This window comes from Streptomyces sp. NBC_00647 (genome assembly GCF_045207245.1).
Lineage (GTDB): Bacteria > Actinomycetota > Actinomycetes > Streptomycetales > Streptomycetaceae > Streptomyces.
This window is the reverse complement of the sequence record NZ_CP109040.1, coordinates 10,049,338-10,070,669: the sequence shown is the minus strand read 5'-3', so window position 1 is coordinate 10,070,669 and position 21,332 is coordinate 10,049,338. Positions and strand designations below refer to the sequence as shown.

Annotated in this window: 14 protein-coding genes and 2 pseudogenes; 9 read left to right on the top strand and 7 right to left on the bottom strand. The window is 68.8% G+C overall.

Annotated elements, in window-relative coordinates:
• Window positions 1–83 precede the first annotated feature (83 nt).
• A complete protein-coding gene (locus tag OG788_RS44405) occupies window positions 84–2,231 on the top strand; it encodes a DUF4139 domain-containing protein (RefSeq protein WP_406377009.1) in 2,148 nt (715 codons plus the stop codon).
• Between the two features lie 8 nt (window positions 2,232–2,239).
• A complete protein-coding gene (locus OG788_RS44400) occupies window positions 2,240–3,799 on the top strand; it encodes a mucoidy inhibitor MuiA family protein (protein ID WP_406376547.1) in 1,560 nt (519 codons plus the stop codon).
• Between the two features lie 101 nt (window positions 3,800–3,900).
• Here the strand turns inward: OG788_RS44400 and OG788_RS44395 are convergent, their stop codons facing one another.
• The gene (locus OG788_RS44395) at window positions 3,901–4,029 is read right to left on the bottom strand and encodes a hypothetical protein (RefSeq protein WP_406376546.1); all 129 of its coding nucleotides are present in this window, start codon (window positions 4,027–4,029) and stop codon (window positions 3,901–3,903) included.
• A 213-nt stretch (window positions 4,030–4,242) separates the two neighbouring features.
• On the opposite strand from OG788_RS44395, the gene OG788_RS44390 reads away from it, so the two are divergent.
• Together OG788_RS44390 and OG788_RS44385 are read left to right on the top strand one after the other, a co-directional pair.
• Window positions 4,243–5,307, top strand: coding sequence for a hypothetical protein (locus OG788_RS44390; protein WP_406376545.1), 1,065 nt, complete (start codon window positions 4,243–4,245; stop codon window positions 5,305–5,307).
• A gap of 34 nt (window positions 5,308–5,341) precedes the next feature.
• On the top strand, window positions 5,342–6,079 hold the full coding sequence (locus OG788_RS44385; RefSeq protein WP_406376544.1) for a VOC family protein: 738 nt from the start codon (window positions 5,342–5,344) through the stop codon (window positions 6,077–6,079).
• 251 nt (window positions 6,080–6,330) lie between these two features.
• Here OG788_RS44385 and rph read toward each other — a convergent pair whose 3' ends face one another.
• Both rph and OG788_RS44375 read right to left on the bottom strand, forming a co-directional pair.
• Window positions 6,331–8,928 (bottom strand): rifamycin-inactivating phosphotransferase, encoded by a 2,598-nt coding sequence (gene rph / locus OG788_RS44380; protein WP_406376543.1) that lies wholly within the window; start codon window positions 8,926–8,928, stop codon window positions 6,331–6,333.
• Window positions 8,929–9,695: 767 nt separating this feature from the next.
• Entirely contained in the window at window positions 9,696–10,928 is a 1,233-nt protein-coding gene (locus tag OG788_RS44375; protein WP_406376542.1) for an RNA-guided endonuclease InsQ/TnpB family protein, read from the bottom strand.
• 73 nt (window positions 10,929–11,001) lie between these two features.
• Between OG788_RS44375 and tnpA the strand changes: the two are divergent.
• Window positions 11,002–11,369 (top strand): annotated as a pseudogene (tnpA, locus tag OG788_RS44370) (IS200/IS605 family transposase).
• A 750-nt stretch (window positions 11,370–12,119) separates the two neighbouring features.
• Here the strand turns inward: tnpA and OG788_RS44365 are convergent.
• From OG788_RS44365 to OG788_RS44355, 3 genes and pseudogenes are all read right to left on the bottom strand, one after another.
• Window positions 12,120–12,237 (bottom strand): annotated as a pseudogene (locus OG788_RS44365) (IS5/IS1182 family transposase); the annotation flags it as partial.
• A gap of 81 nt (window positions 12,238–12,318) precedes the next feature.
• A complete protein-coding gene (locus OG788_RS44360; protein WP_406376541.1) occupies window positions 12,319–14,124 on the bottom strand; it encodes a fatty acyl-AMP ligase in 1,806 nt (601 codons plus the stop codon).
• Window positions 14,125–14,195: 71 nt separating this feature from the next.
• On the bottom strand, window positions 14,196–15,992 hold the full coding sequence (locus OG788_RS44355) for a fatty acyl-AMP ligase (protein ID WP_406376540.1): 1,797 nt from the start codon (window positions 15,990–15,992) through the stop codon (window positions 14,196–14,198).
• A gap of 373 nt (window positions 15,993–16,365) precedes the next feature.
• Between OG788_RS44355 and OG788_RS44350 the strand changes: the two genes are divergently transcribed.
• Window positions 16,366–17,673, top strand: coding sequence for a beta-ketoacyl-[acyl-carrier-protein] synthase family protein (locus tag OG788_RS44350; RefSeq protein ID WP_351551169.1), 1,308 nt, complete (start codon window positions 16,366–16,368; stop codon window positions 17,671–17,673).
• On the opposite strand, the gene OG788_RS44345 is transcribed toward OG788_RS44350, so the two are convergent.
• Complete coding sequence (locus tag OG788_RS44345) at window positions 17,657–18,409, bottom strand: LuxR C-terminal-related transcriptional regulator (RefSeq protein ID WP_406376539.1); 753 nt, start codon at window positions 18,407–18,409, stop codon at window positions 17,657–17,659. The genes OG788_RS44350 and OG788_RS44345 overlap by 17 nt on opposite strands.
• A gap of 384 nt (window positions 18,410–18,793) precedes the next feature.
• On the opposite strand from OG788_RS44345, the gene OG788_RS44340 reads away from it, so the two are divergent.
• From OG788_RS44340 to OG788_RS44330, 3 genes are all read left to right on the top strand, one after another.
• Window positions 18,794–19,783, top strand: a complete 990-nt coding sequence (locus OG788_RS44340) for an AraC family transcriptional regulator (protein ID WP_406377008.1) — start codon at window positions 18,794–18,796, stop codon at window positions 19,781–19,783.
• Between the two features lie 662 nt (window positions 19,784–20,445).
• Window positions 20,446–20,868 (top strand): hypothetical protein, encoded by a 423-nt coding sequence (locus tag OG788_RS44335; RefSeq protein WP_406376538.1) that lies wholly within the window; start codon window positions 20,446–20,448, stop codon window positions 20,866–20,868.
• A gap of 24 nt (window positions 20,869–20,892) precedes the next feature.
• Window positions 20,893–21,174 (top strand): hypothetical protein, encoded by a 282-nt coding sequence (locus OG788_RS44330; protein WP_406376537.1) that lies wholly within the window; start codon window positions 20,893–20,895, stop codon window positions 21,172–21,174.
• The last annotated feature ends 158 nt before the right edge of the window (window positions 21,175–21,332 follow it).

Here is a 21,332-nt window from a genome sequence, read left to right as displayed (position 1 = left end):
CCGTGCTGCGGCTCGCGGCCAACAGCGCGGCGCCGCCTGGACGTAGGCTTCGCTCAGCACGGACACGGCGGGGGACGGAGCACATGGCGGCTGAGACAGCACACAGGTGGGCGTCGGCCCTCGATTCGGTCGTGGTGTACGCGCAGGGCGCGATCTGCCGCCGCCTGGCGCGGGGCAGCGTGCCGCCGGGCGGGCGCGTCCGGGTGACGGGACTGCCCCGCTCACTCGACCCGGGGTCCTTGCGGGCTCGCATCACGGAAGCCGCCGGAGTACGCGTCGTCGAGGCACGGGTGGAGGTCGAGGCCGAGCCGCTCGGCGCCACCGTGCCCGACGCGTTGCAACGCGAGGTGGAGCGGCTGCGTGAGGAGTGCGCGGCGGCACGGGAGCGCCGCGACCGGCAGCTGATTCTGATCGAGGAGGTCAGGTCTCTGCACCCGGTCCCGCCGGTCCGCAGACGCGACGACCCGCACCGTCGCACCCCGGTCGACGCGTGGCTCGACCTCGCCGAGTTCGTCGACGAGCGGCTGACCAGGCTGCACACCCGTCTCGCCGAACTGGAGGAGGCGCAGGCCCAGGTCGAGCACGCGCTCCGCGTCGCCGCCGACCGGCTCGCCCGCGCCTCCACCGACGCGCCGCCCGCGCATGTGGAGACCACGGTCTCGGCGGTCGTGACCTTCGACGGCACCGGTGACGCGGAAGTGGAGCTGGAGTACACGGTGCCGGGTGCGGTCTGGGTGCCGGCCTACCGTCTCACCCACCGTCAGGGCGACAGCACCGGCCGTCTGGTGCTACGCGCCTCCATCGCCCAGCGCACGGGCGAGGACTGGACCGGCGTACATATCGCCCTGGCCACCGCCGACCTGCGGCGCCGCACCGACCTGCCCAGGCTGCGCTCCCTGCGGATCGGACGCCGTCAGCCCTCCCCCACGCCCTCCGGCTGGCGCGAGCCGCCCACAGGCCTGGCCGACCTCTTCGACGGCTACGACGGAGCGGGCCTTCGGCCTGCCACGACCAGCACGTCGCCCACTGTCGAGGGCGGCACCGTGGTCGCGGCCGGCGGCTTCGCGTACGCTCCCGTTCCGCCGTCACAGTCAATGCCGCAGGGCTACGGCCGGCCGCTCACCGCGGCGTCGCCGGCACCTCAGGGTTACGGCGCACCGCCACCTGCGCCCGGCAGCGCGTACCCGGAGGTGTTCGACACCGACCTGGGCGACTTCGCGCAGCCGGTCCCGTCCCGACCCGGCAGCACGCCGCGTGCCGGCGGCCGTTCCCGCCCGGCCCTCGCCGGCATGGCACCCGCGGCCCCCGGCCAGGCCGCGCCTCCGCCTCCCCCAGCACCCGCGGCCCCCGCCTGGCCCGAAGCGCCGCAGCGAGCCGCGGCGCCGGCGTCCGGTCCGCCGCAGCCGAGCGGCGCTGAACTCGACTACTCCGCCCTCGTCCTGGGCGGCCCCGACGAGCAGGACGGGCGCCGGGGCCGGTTGTTCCCCGACTCCGCCTTCGACCCGATGGCGGCCGAGTACCGCCGCCGCGCCGAGGCGGTGGCGTCGTTGCCGCTGCCCGGACACGCCGTGCGCCCCCGCGAGTCGGCCGGTTCCTTCGACCACCGCTTCGATGCCCTCGCCCGCGCGGACGTACCCTCGGACGGCACCTGGCACACCGTCACCGTCGGCGAGATCCCGGTCGGACTGCGCACCGAGTACCTCTGCGTGCCGTCCGTGGAGCAGACCGTGTACGCGACGCTGGCGCTCGCCAACTCCACCGACCAGGCACTGCTGGCCGGACCGGTGGAGGTCACCGCCGACGACGACTTCCTGCTGACCGCAGCACTGCCCACGCTCGCCCCGGGCGGTGTCTGCCGGGTGGGGCTCGGCCCGGCCGAGGGCATCCGGGTCACCCGTCGTACGAACCTGCACGAGTCGACCTCGGGGCTGCGCAACACCACCACCGTGCTCGACCACCGCGTCCACGTGGAACTGGCCAGCCGGCTCGCCGGACCGGCCACCGTCGAGGTCCTCGAGCGGGTGCCGGTCGCCTCCGACACGGACGTCCGGATCGAGGAGCGGGCCGACTGGACCACGCCCCCGGACGACGCGGAAGGGGAACACCATGCCGCTGGGACACGCATCTGGCGCGTAGACCTGCCCGCCGGCGCCACCACCGCCCTCGACGGCGGCTACGAGATCCGTATCCCGTCCGCCAAGGCCCTGGCCGGCGGCAACCGCAGGAGCTGACGCACCCCATGTCCACGGCACCGGAGCCGATCCCCCTCCCCGTCACCGCCGTCACCTGCCTGGAGGACCGCGCCCACGTCGAGCGCACCGCCGTGCTCGACCTCGAGGCCGGAGTCCAACGGCTGCGTCTGGGGCCCGTCAGCTCGCTGGCCGTCGACCGTACGCTGCACGCCGAGGTGACGGCCGAGCACCCGGCGACCGTCCTCGACGTGCGGATCGTCCGCGACTGGACGCCGCGCGGCCCCCGGCCCGGCGACCACGACTCCGCCCTGCGCCACCGCGTGCACACTCTCGAAGAGGACCTGGTCGCCCTGAGGCGGAAGCACGACCGGCTCCAGGCCCGCCTCGACACCCTCGGCCGTCTCGCCGCCGATCTGCTGCGGGACATCGGCGAAGGCGCCGGCTCGGGAGAGATCGACGGGCTCCGCTGGACCAGGGAACTGGACCGTGTGGACGATGAGCGCGGCTCCTACGGCGAGCAACTACGCGCCGTGGCAGCCCACCTGGATGCCCTCGGCACCGAACTCGCCACGGCCCAAACGGCCTTGACCCTGGCCGAGGAGGAGCCGGCGGAGCTGACCGGCCACATCGAACTGACCGTGGAGGCCGCGGCCGCCGGGCCCGCCGGGCTGCGCCTGAGCCACCTCACCGCGTGCGCGTTGTGGCGGCCCGCCTACCGCGCCGTCCTCGACGGTGAACGCCTCACGCTGGAGACCGAGGCGACGGTCTGGCAGCGCACCGGCGAGGACTGGTCGGACGTACGGTTGACGCTGTCGACGGCGCGCTCGGCACTGGCCACCGAGCCACCCCGGCTGAGCGAGGACCGGCTCACGCTCCAGGACCGCTCCTCCCTGGAACGGAAGACCGTCGACGTCGAGCTGCGCGAGGAGGAGATCGCCGACCTGGGTCCGGCCTCCGTGCTCGGCCTGCCGGGAGTGGACGACGGCGGCGAGGTACGGGTGCTGCACTCGCCCACATCGGTCACGGTGCCCGCGGACGGACGCGCCCACCGCGTGCCACTCTCCGCCTTCACCACGACCGCGAGCAGCGAGTACGCCTGCTCACCCGAGCTGTCCCCGCTGGTGACCCGGGTGGTGCGCTTCGACAACCTGTCCGGCCACGCCCTGCTCGCCGGACCCGTCGACCTCATCCTCGGCAGCCAGTTCAGCGGCCGCGGAACCCTGGACTTCACCGCCCCCGGCGCCCCCGTAGAACTCGCCTACGGCAGCCGCGACGACCACCGGGTCGTCCGGCACACCGACGAGACCCGGGACACCTCCGCGATCACTCAACGCACCGTGCTCACCCGCACCGTCCGCCTCCACCTGTCCCGGTTCTCCACCCCCGAGGAACACGGCGAACGTGTGATCGTCCTCCGCGAACGGATCCCGGTCTCCGAGATCTCGGCGGTGCAGACACGCCTGCGCGAAGAGGACTGCTCCCCCGCCCCCGACACCCTCGACGCCGACGGCATCGCCCGCTGGAACGTCACCCTCCCACCCGGCGGCCGCCGCACGGTCACCCTGGTCTACGAACTGACGGCGAACGCCAAGGTCACCGGGCTCTGAACTCTGGCGGTGATACCTCGCCGGCGCTCCGCCCGGAGTTCGACGCCACTCTTCACCGGTGACGAGCGATGCATTCCTGTCGCAAGCGGGTAGAGGACACCTCACCGCACGATGTGATGGGCGGTCGAACACCACGACAGCGGGCACATGCCGGAGGGTGACCGGCGGGGCGTCGTCGTGCGGGCCTCGACGATCAGTGCGACCACGTAGTCGACATTCCAGGGGGTCACGTGAGCACGGACTGTGTGGGAAACGTCCTCGTCGTCGTTCTCCCCGCGAGGCTCACCACCGCGGTCCCGTCGGACGAATGGCTACCCGGCCCCCTGCCCGTTCATCACGACGGTCTGTGCGCGCATCTTCAAATGAGGAGCTCTCACTTCCTGCCCGCAGTCTCCAGGTTGCTCTACGGCACATCGGAGGCGCCACGCCGCTGGCATCGCCTCGTGCCGCGGAGCGCGTCCGACGCGCCGTTGCTCGCGGTGGAACTACAGCTCGCCGACACCGGGGGCGATGAGCGAAGCGCGCACGTGATCCTGCATCTGCGGATCAATGACACCGAGGTTCTCGATGTCGTCCGGTATTTCGCCGGGCGCCCCAAGGCTCCGTCGTGGGAGCTGCCCGGAACCGACCTGTTCGGACCCTCTGTCAGCATCACCTGGCCGGGGCGCGCCTCCTACCCGTTCGTCCACCTGAAGACGTGGGAGGCTCCCTACACACTCGCCCTCGTCACACCACAGCACGCGGCGCTCCCGCACGTGTATCCGTCGGAGGCCGGCGTTCCCTGGGATCCCCCGGACCAGTGGCTGTTCACCCTCGCCTCTCGGACGGCGCTGGTGGACTACCCGCCGCATCCCGAGAGTCACCAGCAGCTCATGGCGCACGCGATGAACCATTCCGCGTCCTGGAGGAACCTGATCCTCAATCAAGGGGCCGCATTTGTCGGCCTGCGAACCGGGAACTCGTTCCACGCCGTATGCGAGCTCTACGTAAGAGGCCTCTATCTGGACACACTTCTGTTCGGGATCCTGCAGAACGACCGGCTGGAAAGGATGGCCCGCAAGGTTTCGGACGCCTTGAGTTCCCGAAATCTTGCCGTACAACTCGGGTCGCTCGAAAGCGATCTGGCCGTGTTCCGCGGCACCCACTGGAAGCAGGAGATATCGTCCGACAGCCGGACCAACAGCATTCTCCAGACCTTCCAGCAGCAGCACAGGATGACCACACGTTACGAGCAGGCCGTCACGGAGATCAGTGAACTGAACCGGCTTGTCCAGACGCAGGAGAGTCGGCAGATCGGAGCCGCTCTGGGGATCCTCACCATTCTGGGACTACCTCTGGGGACGGCCTTCAGCATCCTCGACGTACTCGAGCTCCACTCGGTGCGGAGCCTGTTGTTCGCCCTGGCCTGCACCGCTGTCTTGTCCGGTCTCATGCTCCTCACCCCGTACGGACGCACCGCGCTGCGCTCGCTGCGAGCGATCCTGCCCAACAACGGGCATCGTCCGTGAGTCTCCGGACCCGGCCGTGCATAGGATCGCCGACATGACGCTGCGACCCGTCCTGGTGAACATCAAGGCACTTGACGACTCGGCGGTCGGCCGGTTCTGGGCGGAGGCACTCGGCTGGCAGGTTTCCAGCTCGGAACCCGGCGCGACCGCGGCCAAACCCGTGGGCTTCGATTGGCTGGACCCCGTCGGCGTCTGCGTCGACGTCATTGCCGTCCCGGAACCCAAGACGACGACGAAGAACCGTGTGCACCTCGATCTCGCCACCACCTCTCGGGCCCATCAGGCGGAGTTGGTCGAGCGCCTCCAGGCTCTCGGTGCGACGCCCGCCCACGTGGGCCAGGGCGATGTGCCGTGGACGGTCCTCGCCGACCCGGAGGGCAACGAGTTCTGCGTGCTGGAGCCTCGGGAGATCTACCGGGACACGGGTCCGATCGCGCGAGTGGTGGTCGACTGCGCGAATCCGAGGGCCATGGCCGGGTTCTGGGACGCCGCGATGGACTGGACCCTGCACGAGGTGACCGACGATCATGCGGTGTGGCGCTCCGCCAAGGGTGTCGGCCCGTATCTGGAGTTCCGCCGCACCGGCGTGAAGACCGTGCCGGACCGCGTCCATCTCGACCTGGTGCCGGACCCCGGTGACGACAAGGCGGCGGAGGTGGCCCGCCTTCGAGGTCTCGGCGCCACCGACCTCGACGTCGGCCAGGGCGACGTCCCGTGGACATGTCTGGCCGACCCGGAGGGACATGAGTTCTGCGTTCTCGCCCGATCCTGACGCGGAGCCCTGAGGACACACCAAGAAGGTGGAAAGTGCCTCGGAGCCGGTACGACAGGACGTTCTGAGCGTCCCGTACGTGGTGGCGGAAGAGGCACTTCCCAGGCGCTTCCCCAGGTGATTCCCAGGTGAGGAACGGCTACGGGTCATGGCCGCGTGCGCGTGTCGCGCGCTGCGGTCGTGGGGTGGCCGTCAACTGCTCGGCGCTTGGTTCGCCGGCAGCTGCGGATGGGGCGTCTCGGTGCGGTCGTTCACGCCAGGATCTCGACGTACCCGTCGGTTCCGTGCACACGGATCCGCTGCCCGTCCCCGATCAGCCGGGTCGCCCGCTCCACTCCCACGACGGCCGGCAAGCCGTACTCACGGGCGATCACCGCGCCATGGGTCATCAGGCCGCCCACCTCCGTCACCAGGCCCGCGATCGCGACGAACAGCGGCGACCAACTGGGGTCCGTGAAGGTCGTGACCAGGATGTCGCCCGCTTCGAGATCGGCTTCCGCCATGTCGAGGATGACGCGGGCCCGTCCCTCGATGGTCCCGGCGGACACCGGTAGGCCGATCAGGGCACCGGCCGGCACGTCGTCGCGCCGGTACGACCCGGTGACGGCCTCACCATCCGATGTGAGGACCCGGGGCAGTGTGAGCGCGTGGTACGACCGGAACGCTTCCTTGCGCTGCTGGACGAGCAGGTCATCCACCTGGTGCGAGCGCACGACATCGTGGAGCTCCTGGAACGTGAGGTAGAAGGCGTCCTCCTGCTCCGAAAGCACGCCTGCCTTCACAAGGCGCCCGGCCTCCTCCATCAGGGCCCGCTTGTAGACGAAGTAGCGGCTGACGATGCCGTACTTCGGGTACTCCCGGTATCCGATGAAGGTGCGGACCCGGTCGATCATCCGCTTGGTCTCGTCGGCCTTCCGGTCCCCGTCCGGCAGGGCCCGCAAGCGGGACAGCACCTCCTGCTCCTTCTTCTGCGCCTTCCGCCGCCCTTGCTCGAAGCGACGCCCGGCGGCGCCCGGCTCGAAGTTCCTGACGTTGTCGAGGATCACGGGCACGAGCGTGGTGGGGCGCTCACGCCACCGTGGCCGCGTGATGTCGATCTCGCCGACGCAGCGCATGCCGTAACGGTCGAGGTAGGCCTCGATGGCGTCGCGCGCTTCGGACCCGCCCGGAAGCTTCGCCAGTTCGTCCAGGAAGCCCTCGTCCTCGACGCCCGCCAGGAAGGCCACCACGTCCGGCTGCGGACGGATCACGTCCGCGACGTCGAGCAGCGCCAGTCCCATCTCGGACGTGACGTTGTCGGGGGCGGACAGCGTGAGCGTGTCAGCGGCGTTCTTCTCGCCCAGCCATTCCTGCAGGTTGTCGTTGAGCCACCACGTGGCCTCCATCCCCGCCATGATCGCCTGCATGCTCAACGGATCACTGAGGACTCGCTTGTGCTCGTCGAAGGCCTCCAGCAGGAAGTCGAACAGGGCTGGTCCGGTCTTCGTCCGGATGTCTCGCTCCAGGGCGGTGACGGACGTCCGGCTGCGCTCGATCAGCTCTTCGACGATGGCCGGATCGGTCTCGATCGGGGCGGGCGCGCCGCTGGCCGGCGGCCCGCCGGGACGCGCGTCCGAGAGCGGCGGAACGAAATCGTCGCGGTCGAGGACGGTCTCCAGGGCGTCCCTGACCAGCGGATCGCCTCTTCCGATGACGTCCAGGAGGCCGGCGCGGCTCGCGGGCGAGGCCAGGCGCCGGGTGACATCGACGAACAGCCTCCCGCCGGCCTCGTGCATCGGCACCATGGCCGTCAGCTGCCACATGGAGAACCCCAGGGGCTTCATGGGGTCGGTCATCATCTGCTGATGCCCCACGGAGACGTAGACGTGATTCTCCTGATCGACCGCCTCGGGGATGGGGAACAGCGTCGTGATCGGCCGGCTCTGAACGATCTGGAAGCCATCGTCGACCAGGCACCATTCGATGTCCTGCGGGCGGCCGAAGTGCGCTTCGATCCGCCGCCCGAGCTGCACGAGCCGCACGACCTGCGCATCCGTCAGCGCCGGTTGCTTCTGCTGCCGCGCGCCGACCGCCACTTCCTGCGTACCGCCGGTCGGCAGGGCCTGAATGGCTCGCTGCTTGGCTGCGATCGTCCTGTCGACGACTTCGCCGTCTCGCACCTTGAAGACGTCCGGGTTCACCAGACCGGAGACCAGCGCCTCGCCGAGGCCGAAGCCGGCGTCCACGGTGGCGACCTTCCGGTTGCCCGTGACGGGGTCGGCCGTGAACAGAATGCCGGAGGCCTGAGGCAGGACCATCAGCTGGACGACCACGGCCATGTGGACCGTACGGTGGTCGATCCCGTTCCGCTGGCGGTAGGTCACGGCCCGCTCGGTGAACAAGGAGGCCCAGCACCGGCTGACGTGCTGGAGGATCGCCGTCGGCCCCACGACGTTCAGGTACGTGTCCTGCTGGCCGGCGAAGGAGGCCGTCGGCAGGTCCTCCGCCGTCGCGCTGGACCGGACGGCGCAGGCGGCTTGCTCGCCGAGCCGGGCGAGCGCGCGGGTGATCGCCGCCGCGAGATCGCCCGGGATGACAATCCCTTCGATGGTCCGACGAATCTGCGCGCTGAGCGTGCGGATCGCCTCCCGGTCGTCCGGGTTCAGGCGCGACAACTGGTCGAGCCGATCGTCGATCGACGGCGCTTCCGCCATGATCCGCCGGAAGGCGTCCGTCGTCACGCAAAAGCCACCCGGCACGGCGACGCCTTCGATCCGCGACAGCCCGCCCAGGTGCGCGGCCTTGCCGCCGACGACCGCGACCTGAGACGCGTCGATCTGCTGAAGGTCCAGCACGTACTGATTGATCATCGCGTTACCTCCGAGGCAGCCGTACTCCGTCGCACCGCGGTGGCCGATCGATTCACCGGCACCTCCCACTCTGTCGAACCTCTTGTCGAGCGTGTACTCATCCCCGATTGCCTTCCCTCTGACGAGTCGGCTGGGCGCTCCGCCCAATGGGGCGGCGCGCACCCCCGCACCTCCGCGCCGAGCACCCGCACTGCCGGTCTCACCACTGGTTCGACGTCACCGCGTCCCCCATACATCGACAACACCCGCAAGTCGTGCCCCCGTTTCCGCAGGTTGTGGCCTCGGCCGACGATTCTGCACCGAGACCCGGGCCTTGCGGCAAGCCCCCCAGCGCGCTATAAGTTGAGAGTGGCAAGGAGAGAGCTCTCCTTGCCTTTGCCTTTTGCCGTCCCATGGAACTGACCAGCTTCTCGCGAAGCGGTGGCGCACCGCGTGCGGGTCCGTCGGTGGCCCAGTCGGATGTCCTCTCGGCCTACACATGCAGCCGCGGAACCAGAAGTTCGTTCCCTTGCCGGCAAGGGAACGAAGGTCGTCGCATCACGCGAGTGCTGGCCCCGGGTTCAGCCGAAGTCACTCCTCGGCCTCGGCGGGAGCGTCGTAGCCGACACCGATGGGCGGAGCGAGATCGAAGTCCATGCGCGCATGATGCCAAACACTCCAGCTCACACCTGCTCGCCCGCTGACTCGAGGCCGCCTGCCGACGAGTTGCTGTCGGTGTGGCCCTCACCTGTGGTGGCGTTGAACCGCACCTTGACATCCTCCCCGGCCTAAAGGCCGGGGATTCCCGCCTGCTCCCACACGACTCGTGCGGGTTGCTTCGGGTGGGTTCCTGCTTCGCTGCGCTGTGCGGGCACGGGTGCCCGTCTTACCTGCGCTCCACAGGCTGTTGCCGCCAGTCCGGCGGCCTGGGCGACGTTGACCGCCGCGTTCACGTCCCGGTCCAGGACGGCCCCGCACGCTCCGCACGTCCAGGTACGCACGTGCAGGGGCTTGGGACCGTCCTTCACGCCGCACACGGAGCACACCTGGGAGGTCGGCTCGAACCGGCCGATCCTCACAAAGGTGCGTCCGTACCGGGCGGCCTTGTACTCCAGCATGGTCACGAACGCGGACCATCCGGCGTCGTGGACGGACTTGGCCAGGCGGGTGCGGGCGAGTCCCTTGACCGCCAGGTCCTCCACGGCGACCGCTTGGTTCTCGCGGATCAGCTTCGTGGAGAGCTGGTGGTGGAACTCGCGGCGCGCGTCGGCCACCCGCGCGTGAGCGCGGGCGACCTTCAGCCTGGCCTTACCGCGGTTGCTGGAGCCCTTGGTCTTGCGGGACAGGTCGCGCTGGGTCTTCTTCAGGCGTTTCTCGGCGCGGCGCAGGAAGCGTGGGCTGTCGATCTTCCGGCCGTCGGAGAGGATCGCGAAGTGCGTCAGCCCCAGATCGATGCCGATCGCGACCGTGGTCTCGGGCAGGATCTCGCTGCCGTCGGTGTCGACGACGAAGCTCGCGAAGTACCGGCCCGCACTGTCCTGCACCACGCTCACCGTGGACGGTCTCGAGGGCAGGACACGCGACCACTTCACCTTCAGGTCGCCGATCTTCGGCAGCCGCAGCTTGTGCCCCGGCGTGATCGACCAGCGGGCGTTCGCGGTGAACCGCACCGCCTGCCGGGTGTCCTTCCGCGACTTGTACCGGGGCGCGCCCATGCGCGGGCGCTTGCCCTTCAGTGCGTCGAAGAAGTTCTTGTACGCGGTGTCCAGGTCGCGCAGGGACTGCTGGAGCACGACCGCCGACACCTCGCCGAGCCAGGCACGCTCCGGCGTCTGCTTGGCCTCGGTGATCAACGTCTTCGACAGGTCGCCGGTCTTCGGGAACGGCATGCCTTCCCTGCGGGCCCCCTCCCGCGCCCGCAGAGCGTCGTTGTAGACCACCCGCGCACACCCGAACGCCCTTGCCAACGCCGCGCGCTGACCAGCCGTCGGGTACAAGCGGAAGCTGTACCGAAGCTGCACACGGATCACGATACGCAGTTGGTTTACGGGTATCGATGAGAACATTCGTACAGGCCGTCACTGTGTCTTCCGCATGCACGTCCACTTGGTTTTCGTGACGAAGTACCGGCACTCCGTCTTCTCCGGAAGCACCTGACGCGGTGCGAGGAGCTCATGCGGGCCGTGTGCGAGGACTTCGAAGCCGAGCTCGTGGAGTTCAACGGCGAGGCCAACCACGTCCACCTGCTCGTGAACTTCCCGCCGAAGGTCGCCGTGCCCAGGCCGGTGAACTCCCTCAACGGCGTCTCCTCACGCCGCCTCCGCCAGGAGTTCCCCGACCTCGTCCGCCACTCCTGGCGTGCACAGCGCCTGTGGTCCGGCTCCTACATCGCCGGATCCGTCGGCGGCGCGCCACTCAGCATCGTGAAGCAGTACATCGAGCAGCAGAACCGGCCGCTCTGACACGGCTGAGGTCAACCCTGCGGATCCGTGCCCACAGCCGAGGTCAGAGCAGTTCTCAGATTCGCTTCACCACCAGGCTGAAGCCCGGTGCACTGCGAATGAACCCGGTAGCGGTGTCGATGGTCTCCGGGCCGGCACCGGCGCTCGAGGAGGTCACGGAGCTGGAGAAGGACGGCCGGCTCGCGAGATACCAGTACCTACCGGCGTTCAAGGCGGACCTGCTGCATCGCCTGGGCCGCTCGGAGGAGGCCTCGGTCGCCTACCCCCCAGGCGCTGGAGTCGACCGGGAACGACGCCGAGCGCGAGTTCCTGGCCGAACGCCTCGCCGGTCCGGGTCGCGCACAACAACGCCCGACAAATTGACGTGGATTGCCTCGGTCGCCCATCGTCGGGGGCAGTTCGTCGTCGGGGGCAGTGGATTCATCTGCCGGCTTGTGCGGCACCATGGCTTCCAGGCGCAGAGGCGAGGGGAAGCAGGCATGGCATGGCTCTTCAGACGGGCGACAGCTGAGGCTCAGTCGTCACGGACGCCGCCGCCCGAGCTGGTGGCGGAGGCTCGCCGACACCCTGGTGGTTGGGTGTACGAAATAGACAGCGACATGGTGAGTGACCCCTGCCATGGGGCGGTGCCCCCTACGGCCATCATCGGGGCATGGGAGGTTGATGAGTGCGGGAATCTCACCGGCACCTATCAGGCGAATCCGAACTACGACCCACGGACGTGACGAGTGCCGTCATCCGGTGGCCGCACAGGGACTCCAACCGCCGGTAGGTGATCAGGCAGCAGGCAAGTTCGAGGAACGCTCTGTGACCGTCGGCCCTGCGTTCCCATCGGATGCGCGGGACGTCGGAAGCCGCGCGGCCAGGCGGGATCCGGCGTCGGCGAACCCGCGCGGTGCCCTGGTCGGCAGGGCACCGCCAGGGCACCGGATCCGCAGCAGGCGCACCGTCATTCGATGAGGGCCGCCTCGAAGGAACCCCCGAGGTACCGGTCCCGGCTGTCGCGCCGTTGCAGCTTGCCGGTCGTCGTGAGCGGCAGCGTCCCCGGCTTGAGAAGGACGACGTCGTGTACCTGGATGCGGTGTCCCGCATGGACAGCGCGCCTGATCTCCCGCTTGATCTCCTGGGCGGTCACTTGATCACCGGTCTCGCCTCCGGCCGCCGTCGTCTCGGCGAGGACGATGAGCCGTTCGTGTGTTCCGTCATCGACCGACACGGCGCAGGAACCGAACTCGCGGACTGCCGGGTGGCTGGCCTCGACGGTGGCCTCGATGTCCTGCGGGTAGTGGTTGGCACCGGCGATGATGATGACATCCTTGGCCCGGCCGGTGATGAACAGCTCCCCGTTCTGCACAAATCCGAGGTCACCAGTACGGAGGAACCGCTCCCCCGGCTGGTCGGGAAGGGACCCCATGAAGGTCTCGGCGGTCTCCTTGGGAGCGTTCAGATAGCCCGTCGCGACGCTCGGGCCGGATACGAAGATCTCACCCACTTCGTCCTCTCCGCAGGGCTTGCCTGTCTCCAGGTCTACGGCTATGGCCGTGCTCAGCGGATGGATCGGACCGCAGCCGACCAACTCCCGGCTGTCCTGTGCCGACGCGGCTGGGCGCACCTTTCCGACGGCGAGCGACTCGGAGTCCAGCCGCAGGACTTCCGGGGCCCGGCCGATCGGCACGGCCGTGACCATCACGGTCGCCTCGGCGAGGCCGTACGCGGGGGACAGCGCCTCGCGCCGGAACCCGGCCTCCGCGAATGCCGCGCTGAAGCGGTCGAGCGTGTCGGAGCGGACGGGCTCACCTCCGACCATGGCCATCTCCCAGCGGCTGAGGTCGAGTTCCCGGCGCTGTGCGTCCGTCACCCGGCGGACGCACAGGTCGTAGGCGAAGTTCGGCGCGCAGCTGTCCGCACGTCCGAGCCGGGAGATGGCCCGCAGCCACGTGAGCGGACGCTGTACGAAGGTCATCGTCGGCAGCAGGGTGACGTCCCGGCCGGTGAAGAGGGGGTCGAGGACATTGCAGATGAGGCCCATGTTGTGGTGGGGCGGCAGCCACGACACGGACGACGGGCGGGGCAGCCCGGCGTCGTCGGCAGACCGACGCGTGTTGTCGTATATCAACGACAGGTTGTGCAGCACATTGCCGTGAGTGATCGCGACGCCTTTGGGCACACCGGTCGATCCCGATGAGTACTGCAGATAGGCGACCATCTCAGCCTCGGCCACCGGTGGGCTCCACTCCTGAGCCAGGTCCAGGTGCACCTCGTCGGTCGCCACCCGGTTGAGTGGGGCGAGCCCGTCGGTTTCGGTGAGGACGTGCTCCGCGGCGGCAAGCATCGGGCCGGTCGACAGGAACAGCGAGGGCTCGGAACTCGCGGCGATCGACTCCACCCGAGTCCATTTGGCATTGCTCCGCGTCCCGTCGAGGGGGGCCACCGGCACCGGGATCAGACCCGCATAGATGCAGCCCAGGAAGGCGACGTGGAAATCCAGTCCCGGCGGGTAGCTGAGCAGCGCGCGTGCGCGCGCGGCAGGAACCCGCTGTCGTAGCGTCACGGCGACCGCTCGTGCCCGGCGGTCGAGTTCGGCAAGGGTCAGTGATTCTGTTTCCTCGACACCGTCGCCCAGGAACACAAAGCTCTTCCGGTCGGGCTCTGCTGCCGCACGAGTGCGGCACAGGTCGATCAGCGTCGGCAGTGCGCTGTGCTCGCCGGCCACCGTCTCGGGCAATCGGACACCGTGCTCGTGATGGGTTCGCATGTGACCACTCCAAACGGAGGAAGAGGAAGAAGGCGGCGCACAGTTCGCGCGCCCCCTGCACGGAGCGAGGCTCAGACTGTCGCGAATGCCCGCGCCCGGTACTTGGACCGGCACTGTGCGCGCTGCAACTTGCCGCTGGTGGTGAACGGCAGCGCACCGGCCTTGACCAGAAGGAGATCGTCGGCCCGGAGGCCGTGCCCGGCGAAGACGGCCTCCTGGACGGCTTCTTCGACCTCGCCCGCCGCGATGATCGCGCGGGGACCTGACGGAGTGTCCGGGACGGGGGCGGCCATGACGCGGTACCGGCTGTTGATCTCAGCCAGAACGACGAGGCGTGTGCGTCCGCCGTCCTCGACGGTGAAGGCGCAGCAGCAGCCCTCCCGTATGGCGGGATGGCTTGCTGCCGCGGTCGCCTCGATGTCGTACGGGTAGTGCTGCACGCCCTCCACGACGATGAGGTCGTCCACACGGCAGGTGACGAAGAGCTGACCGCCGTCCAGAAAGCCCAGGCTGCCGGTGCGCAGGAACCGGCGGCCCTCGTGGCCGCCCACGGTGGCGCTGAACGTACGCGCTGTCTCCTTCGGGGCATTCCAGTACGCGGCACCGATACTCGGTCCGGAAGCCAGGATCTCCCCTGTCTCGTCCGAGGCGCACGGTTCGCCGGTGGCCGGGTCCACCACCGCGATGGTCATGGACGGATGCACCTGGCCCAGGCCGACCAGTCGGCGGACCTCGTCCTCGCGACCGGCTCGCTGCACCTTGCCTTTCGCCAGCGCCACCGCGTCGAACCGGCGGATCACCGGTTCGGGCTCCACCGGCCCGCCGCTGAGCATGACGGTGGACTCGGCGATGCCGTAACTCGGGAAGAACGCCTCGCGGCGGAAGCCGAACGGGGCGAGCATGGCACTGAACTGGTCAATCATCTCCGCACGCACCGGTTCGTCGCCGACCACCGCGATCCGCCAGGCACTGAGGTCGAGGGGACGCAACTGCTCCTCGGAGACGCGCCGCAGGCACAACTCGTATCCGAATCCGGGTGCTGAGCTGATGCCCGCCCCGCGGTCCGATATCGCGCGGAGCCAGTTGACCGGATGCTGGGTGAACGCCGAGGGCGGCATCAGTACGGCGTCGTACCCGACGTAGATCGGCTGGAGAACGCCGGTGATCAGTCCCATGTCGTGGAACACGGGCAGCCAGGACACAACTGGGGGCAGCCGGTCGAAGTCGTCCGTGGCCCGGCTGCCGTTGGCCAAGATCAGTGAGAGGTTGTGGAGAACGTTGCCATGGGTGAGCTCCACACCCCGGGGCGGACCGGTTGTGCCGGAGGTGTACTGCAGGTACGCGATGGTGTCCGAGCCGATGCCGGGGTCATTCCAGCCGTACGCGTCCGTCTCACTGATCTCGTCGGTCGCCACAGCGGTCGGCCGGCGTGGTGTGGAGATGTCCTTCAGCAACGCGTCGACACGGTTCAGCCGTGACCCGATCGACAGCAGCACATCCGGCTGGCAGCTGTTGACGATGGCCCGGAAGCGCGCATACCGGTCGTCGACGCCGACGCGTAGCACCGGAGGAGCCGGCACCGCGATCAGGCCGGCGTACAGGCAGCCGAAGAAGGCGGACACGAAGTCCAGGCCGGGCGGGTAACTCAGCACGGCGCGGGCGCCCGGCGGAGCCTGCCTGCTCAGATGCGCCCCGATTGCCCTTGCCCGGGCGTCCAGTTGGGCGAGGGTGAGCGAGTCGGACTCTTCGAGGCCGTTCTCCAGGAAGGCGAACATCCGTCGATCCGGCTCCTTGGACGCGCGATACCTGCAGAGCTCGACCAAGGTCGTCGGCTCCGGTCGGGATTCTGTGACGGCATGCTCTGACATCGTGGTCCTCCTTTGCGACTCGGCCATTGGCATTGCATCTGCCCTTTGCCCACTGACCCGTGGGGACTTGTCTACGTATCCAGCTATTGCTGTACGTGTGCGTCGTGGTGGTTCCACTCGAAGAGATGCTAAGTCGGCGGAGAAATATCGGGTATCCGCCGCGGGATGGTGTCCGACCTCCTACCGGAGGCGAGCTTCGATTAAGCCGGAAGACGGGTTAAAGCCATCCTCAGGTCGCCGTCAGGGTTCGGTCCGTCGGCCGTTACGGAAAGCACCTCGCACTGGCTAAGTTCATGACGACGGCCAGTGGACGACGGATGGCCCGCATCCAAGGGAGAACATTTCCCCAGAAGGATTCAGAAAGGGAACCTTGATGTCCTACGACGCGTCTGACGATTACTTCTTGGGCTATCCGAAGCTCCCCGATCTCCCCGATCTCCCTGGTCGCCCGGACGGGGAGGTCCTGGGTACGACCGGCGTTGTGGTCACCGGTTTGGGAATGACCACGCCGCTGGGCGGCGACGTCCACTCCACCTGGGAGGCGCTGCTCTCCGGCGCATCCCCGATCACCGTGCTCGACGAACCGTGGGCTCGCGATCTGCCCGTACGGCTGGCAGGCCGGCTGAGTCAGGAACCGACCGAGGTACTGGACCGGGTCGAGGCCCGACGAATGGATCGCTGCCAGCAGATCGCGATGGTGGCTGCCCGGCAGGCATGGGCCGACGCCGGCGCGCCCGAGGTGGCGCCGGAGCGGCTGGCCGTGGTGATCGGTACCGGCCTCGGCGGCGGGGGGACGCTGGTCGACCAGCACGACCTGTCCTTGGCCAAGGGACCGGGCCGCGTGTCACCTTTCGCGGTGACCATGCTGATGCCCAACGGTTCGGCCGCCGCCGTCAGTCTGGCTCTCGACGCCCGGGCCGGCGCCCACGCGCCGACCAGCGCCTGCGCCTCCGGAGCGGAGGCAATAGCCATGGGGCTCGCCATACTGCGTGCCGGGCGGGCCGATGTCGTTGTCGCCGGCGGCACCGAGGCATGCATCGGCCGGCTGTCCATGGCGGCTTTCGCCCGCATGGGAGCCCTGTCCGGCCGTCATGATGACCCTCAGAACGCGTCGCGGCCGTTCGACAGCGCCCGTGACGGCTTCGTCATGTCCGAGGGCGGCGGCGCCGTCGTGCTGGAGCGAATCCCGTTCGCGCAAGCTCGTGGCGCGCGGATGTATGCCACGCTCGCCGGTGCGGGGATGAGTTCCGACGCGCACACCATGACGTCTCCGTCAGCGGACGGTCAGATCAGTGCGATCCGCGAGGCCTTGCGCTCCGGCGGCCTCGGCCCGCAGGACATCGTTCACGTCAACGCCCACGCTCCCGGTACGCCCGTCGGTGACCGTATCGAGGCGGCGGCATTGCTGGAATCGCTCGGTCCGCATGCTCTCGTGACGGCGACCAAGTCGATCACCGGCCATCTCATAGGCGGGGCCGGCGCGATCGAGGCGATCTTCACGGTCCTCAGCGTCTTCACCGACGTGATTCCGGCGACCAGGAACCTCGACGACAAAGACCCGGAGGTGAAGGTGGAGATCGTCACGGAAACCGAGCGGCGCGTCAGCGTCACCGCGGCCATCTCGAACTCCTTCGGTTTCGGCGGTCACAACGTGGTCCTCGCGTTCACCAAGCCCGCCTGACCGCGGGCTCGGGACGGGCGGCCGGAGGACAGGGGGCCGCCTCGGCCTGTTTGGCCCGCGGAGGCTGGGGCAGGTGCGCGAGGCCGCTCCGCTGGGCCATCAGTGCCGCGTGCATCCGGTTCGGCAGCTCGAGCTTGGCGAGGATGCGCGAGACGTGGGACTTCACGGTGGCGAGCGTGACATGCAGGTCGTGGGCGATCTCCTGGTTCGACCTGCCCATGGCTATACCGCGGAGAACTTGTGTCTCGCGGCCGCTCAGGCTTGCCAGGGCGACCGCGTGAGACCGCTCATGCGGCGGCGGCAGGATCTCGAACCGATCGATCAGCCGTCGGGTCATCGTGGGGCACAGGAAGGCCGCGCCCTCAGCAACCGCACGCACGGCTGAGATCAGCTCGTCCTGGCTGGCACTCTTGAGGAGAAACCCACGTGCGCCCGCCTTCAGCGACCCGAGCAGATGACTGTCAAGGGCGTTACTGGTCAGGACAATTACCCCCGGCCCGACCCCGGGTACTGCCGTCTCCGAAAGCTGGGCCAGTTTCCGGATGAATTCGCATTCGGCATCCACCAGGACGACTTGCGGGCGCCGCAACTCGGCCATGCGTAACGCTTCCTCGCCTACCCTCGTATCGGCGACCACCGTGATATCCGGCGCCTCCCCGATGGCCTGCCGGAATCCGCGGCGCACAAGATCCTCATTGTCGACCAGCATTACTTCCAAGGTGCTGAATTCGTCCATCATTCGCTCCGCCTGTGCGATTCGGAAGTGACCCGTTGCCTTCAGTGACCAGCAACCGGCACTGTGCGTTTCACTGGCTGTGCTCGAGAATGCTTTCCGGTGGAGCGGTTGCGCACGTGATGACCGTGGGGCGCGCCGAGCGCTACAGACAGCGGTGGCTGATAACGCGTACGCCCCCTGGTCCGCACGCACATCCCGACTAGGCTGAATGGCAGCCTACGGCGGGATACGCCGCATCGATCCCTTCCGATGCTAGGGGGATTGGCAGTGCTGGTTCCAGGCAATGGCGGCCATACTGTTGGCCGTTCCGGACACGGGGCGGCGGCCGGCGAAGTCGCCACGGCCCCGCGGCTGTTCAACCGAGGCATCGCAGGCGTGCGCGCGATGGTGGACGTGGGCGTCGAGCGCGGAGTGACCGTACCGGCATGCCTCGACGGCAGTGGTGTGGACGAAGACGCTCTCGCCGACGATGCCGCACATGTCCGGGCCTGGCAGGAGCTCACGGTGGCGCAGAACCTGGTCCGCGCCACGGGCGACGCGCCCGGCCTGGGGCTCGAGGTCGGCAACCGGATTCCGCTTCGTACATACAGCGTGTTGGGCTTCGCACTCCTCGCCAGCCCGACGCTGCGCGAGGCCGCGGCTGTGGGACTTCGCTACCTGGAACTCACCTTCGCCATGGTCGGGATCCACCTTCAGGAGGACGGGAACGAGGTGCGTCTCGTCCTGGACGACGGGCTGGTGCCCCCGCCCGTCCGGCACTTCTTCATCGAGCGGGAAATAGCCAATATCCGGGCCATCCTCGACACCATTGTGGGCCGGCCCTTCACCCCCCTCCGGCTGGATCTGCGCTTCCCGCGGCCTGAAAAGTCCGCGCCGTACGAGGCGTTCGACGACGTCCCGATCGCCTTCGGGGCGCCGCGCAACGCGATCGTCACGCTCGCGGCGGTACTGGAGCAGTCGCTGCCGCAGGCGGACCAGCACACCCTGCAGGTGTGCGAACGCGAGTGCAGGCTCCTGCTGGCCCGGCGCACCGACACCGGATTCGCAGCGCGGGTGGGGGAACTGCTCATGCAGTGGCCGGACGGCATCCCCGACATGGGCGCTGCCGCAGCCGCGCTGCACGTCTCCACCCGCACGCTGCACCGGCGTCTGGCGGTGGAGGGCACGTCCTACCGGCGTCTGATCGACACAGCGCGGCACGCTCGTGCTGTCGAGATGCTGTCCGACCTCGGACTCGGCGTCGACCAGATCGCCGCACGTCTCGGGTACGCCGACGGGGCGGCATTCATCCGCGCGTTCCGTCGGTGGACCGGTGCGACCCCCGGTGCCTACCGAACGCGGTCAGTACGCAACCTGTCGAGGGCCCGTGCCTGAGGCGACACGTCCGCCCGGCTCGCTCCGAGAGACGAAAGGGCTGTTGCCGCTGACGACCCCGTTCCTTCAGCTGATCGACGGCGAAACGTCGGGGTTCGCCGAGGACAAGCTGATGGTCGTCCTGACCGAAGTAGACAGGCGAAGCCACAAGCGGATCCAGGCCAGGGTCACCGTGCCTCGAAAGACATAGGCCCCTCTTGTCGTAAAGGTTGCCACCGCCCGGATGAGTTGCTGATCCATAGGACCGGCTCTAGCCGCGCTGTGGACGGCAGTAGGTGCACGGCGCCTATGCCGAACCCGACCCGTCCGGGCCCTGCGTGGAGAGCCGGGGCGGGCAGCGGGCAGGCCGCAAGCGCATCACTCGTCGGCATCCACCGCCGCTGACAACTCGCAAGGTCAGCCTGGAAGGCAGCACGCGTGAAACGGGAGAGCCCGCCCCCACTCCTCATCAACTGACGCCGTGGTTCCGGCACCTACGATCTGGCGCGACACTCCCCAGCGGCAGCCCCGTACCGCTGCGAACGACTCCACCGTTCACCGCACAGGACATCGTCTAGTGTGCCCCGCGTGACCTCAACACAGACGTCCTCGCAGGTGCTGCACGGCAGACGCCGAGCCTCCATCCGGCTGCGGGGCGGGGTGGTAGTACTGGGACGGGCGACGTGCGACGCCGGATACCGGCCGCGGCGATCGAACGGGTCGATGTCGACGGAGCCACGGGCCGGCAGCTGACGATCGTACTGACGGGCGACGCTCCCGTGACGTACCGGTTCATCAGTCGCAGTGCTCCCGCTGTGCGGGAGTTCGCGCGCGTCGTGCACCGTGCGCTGCCCGTGCGGGACGCCGATGAGCCTCAGCCGGACGGGGCCGGTCTGGTGACCGAAGAGCCACTGGAGCGGGCGGCACCGAACCGGGTCCCTCTGCTCTGGTGGGGCCTGGCGGCCGGGTATGCGCTGGTGCTCGTCCTGCTGCTGGTGAAAGGCGCCGGAGTGGTCCCGACAGTCCTCTGGGGGGAGTCCCCGGCCCCGATCGGCGCCGGGGGGCTGGGCGTCCACGTCGGATGGGGAATCCTTCGGGAAGCATGACTGCTGCGTACCCGGGGGATCACGGTGGAAGGGCGGCTGCAACGCTCCCACTGGTCCAACACCGTCGAGCAGTACACCTACACGTACACCGACACCCACGGCGTACAGCGTGAACGCACCGGCTCGGACGGGGGTGCCGAACTGGTGGAGATCACGTACGTCCCCGAAGACCCCAAGATCACCAAGGTCGGCCGCAGAACAACAGGGAAGCTGGTGTTCGGCGCGGTGCTCGTCCTGCTGGCGGGTGTTGTTCTCCTGGCCGGAGTCGCGTTCGTGATCGTGGGCGTGGTGGCACTGGCCCTCTGAACGGGTGGCGGAAGTCCGCAGAGAATGCCCGTCCGAGCGCTTGTGCGAAGCCGGCGATCCCCCAATCAGCATCTGTTCCCGCAAGACGGCTCTGGCTGTACTCCCGCATACGGCGGATCGATCCGCCATCCCTGACGCCCTGAGGCGTCACTCTCCGG

What these genes read in the sequence shown, in the direction of transcription:
- OG788_RS44345 (WP_406376539.1), bottom strand. Translation starts at nt 18,409, where the DNA reads ATGGACGAATTCAGCACCTTGGAAGTAATGCTGGTCGACAATGAGGAT.
- OG788_RS44340 (WP_406377008.1), top strand. Translation starts at nt 18,794, where the DNA reads ATGGTGGACGTGGGCGTCGAGCGCGGAGTGACCGTACCGGCATGCCTC.
- OG788_RS44400 (WP_406376547.1), top strand. Translation starts at nt 2,240, where the DNA reads ATGTCCACGGCACCGGAGCCGATCCCCCTCCCCGTCACCGCCGTCACC.
- OG788_RS44385 (WP_406376544.1), top strand. Translation starts at nt 5,342, where the DNA reads ATGACGCTGCGACCCGTCCTGGTGAACATCAAGGCACTTGACGACTCG.
- OG788_RS44405 (WP_406377009.1), top strand. Translation starts at nt 84, where the DNA reads ATGGCGGCTGAGACAGCACACAGGTGGGCGTCGGCCCTCGATTCGGTC.
- OG788_RS44360 (WP_406376541.1), bottom strand. Translation starts at nt 14,124, where the DNA reads ATGCGAACCCATCACGAGCACGGTGTCCGATTGCCCGAGACGGTGGCC.
- OG788_RS44355 (WP_406376540.1), bottom strand. Translation starts at nt 15,992, where the DNA reads ATGTCAGAGCATGCCGTCACAGAATCCCGACCGGAGCCGACGACCTTG.
- OG788_RS44350 (WP_351551169.1), top strand. Translation starts at nt 16,366, where the DNA reads ATGTCCTACGACGCGTCTGACGATTACTTCTTGGGCTATCCGAAGCTC.
- rph (WP_406376543.1), bottom strand. Translation starts at nt 8,928, where the DNA reads ATGATCAATCAGTACGTGCTGGACCTTCAGCAGATCGACGCGTCTCAG.